Genomic DNA, 1,450 nt, shown 5'->3' on the forward strand with positions numbered 1-1,450 from the left:
AGGTGTGGGTGTCGCGGTTGGAGTCGGGGCGGGCGCCCGGCACGAGGGAGACCGCGCCCCGGCGGCGCACGGTCTCGGCCCGCTCGGGGGCCGCGGCGGCCGGTTCCGCCTCGGTGGGCTGCTCGGCCGGTTCCGGCTCGTCCACGTCCAGCGGCGGCAGCCCGGCCAGCGACGGCAGCTGCTCGCGCAGCCGCGCAGCCAGCTCGGAGGCGCGCAGCCGGGACGCGGGCGCCTTGGCGAGGCACTGCACGATCAGCTGCCACAGCTCCTCGGGGATGCCGGGGAGGGGCACGACCGTCTCGGTGACGTGCCGGCGCAGGACGGCGCCGGGGTGGCCGCCGCCGAAGGGGGTGAAGCCGGCCAGCAGCTCGTACAGCACGGTGGCCAGCGCGTAGATGTCCACGGCGGCCCGTGGCGGCAGGCCCTCGACGATCTCGGGGGCCAGGTAGTCCGGCGTGCCGATGATCTTCGTCGCGCGGGTCCGGCGCGGCGCGTCGATCAGCTTGGCCACGCCGAAGTCGGTGAGCAGCGCCGGGTGGGCGCCGCCGGGACCGAGCGGGCCCTGCATGTCGAGCAGCACGTTCTCCGGCTTGACGTCCCGGTGCACGACCCCGGCCCGGTGGGCGGCGGCCAGCGCGTCGGCCACGTCGGCGACGATCGCCACGGCCGCCTCGGGGGCGAGCCGCCGCTCCCGTTCCAGGCGGGTGCGCAGATCGGTGCCGCGGACCAGGTCCATCACGAGGGCCAGGTCGTTGCCGTCGACCACGAGGTCGCGCACGGTGACGATGTGCGGGTGCTCCAGTCCGAGCAGTGCGGTGCGCTCCTGGACGAAGCGCCCGACGAGCTCCTGGTCGGAGGAGAGGTCCTCCCGCAGCAGCTTGATGGCGACGGGTCCCTCGGGTCCCTCGCCCAGCCACACCGTGCCGGCGCTGCCCCGCCCCAGGATCTGGTTCGCGGTGTACCGGCTGCCGATCTTCCGTGCCAAGACTGCTCCTACAGACGCGTGTTGTCGTTAAAACTACGCGTCCGGCGAGCCAACCTTCACCGCGGCGACGGAAATCACCCGGCAGATATCGACAAATCGCCTATCCCATGGGTCCGTTGCCGGTGCCCCACCGGTCAGTTGCCGCCGCCCAGGTCCTTGACCCAGCCGCTCACCTGGCCCGCCCAGTGCGTCACCTCGTGCCAGTAGCCGCGCCCCTGGCCGACCCAGGTGTGCAGCGGGGTCAGCTCCCAGATCAGCCAGCTCGCCACGACCAGGATGACGATCGTGAACAGACAGCCCTTGAGGCAGCCGAGCCCGGGGATCTTCATCGGGTTGGCGCTGCGCTGCCGCGGCGGCCGGGGCTCGCGCTCGGGCCGCCGGGGCTCCTGGGGCGCCGGCGGGGCGTACTGCTGGGGCTGCGGGGCGTGCTGCCGGGGCTGCTGCTGCGGGGCGTAGCCGTACCCC

General features: G+C 74.0%; 1 protein-coding gene and 1 pseudogene. Both read right to left on the reverse strand.

Annotated features, from left to right (window positions below):
• Positions 1-985: serine/threonine-protein kinase (locus FRZ03_RS21460; protein ID WP_146466780.1), on the reverse strand; the 985-nt coding region annotated here is incomplete at its 3' end.
• 134 nt (positions 986-1,119) lie between these two features.
• Positions 1,120-1,450: pseudogene (locus FRZ03_RS21465) on the reverse strand (serine/threonine protein kinase); the annotation flags it as partial.

The sequence above is a fragment of the Streptomyces misionensis genome, from assembly GCF_007896895.1.
GTDB lineage: Bacteria > Actinomycetota > Actinomycetes > Streptomycetales > Streptomycetaceae > Streptomyces > Streptomyces misionensis_A.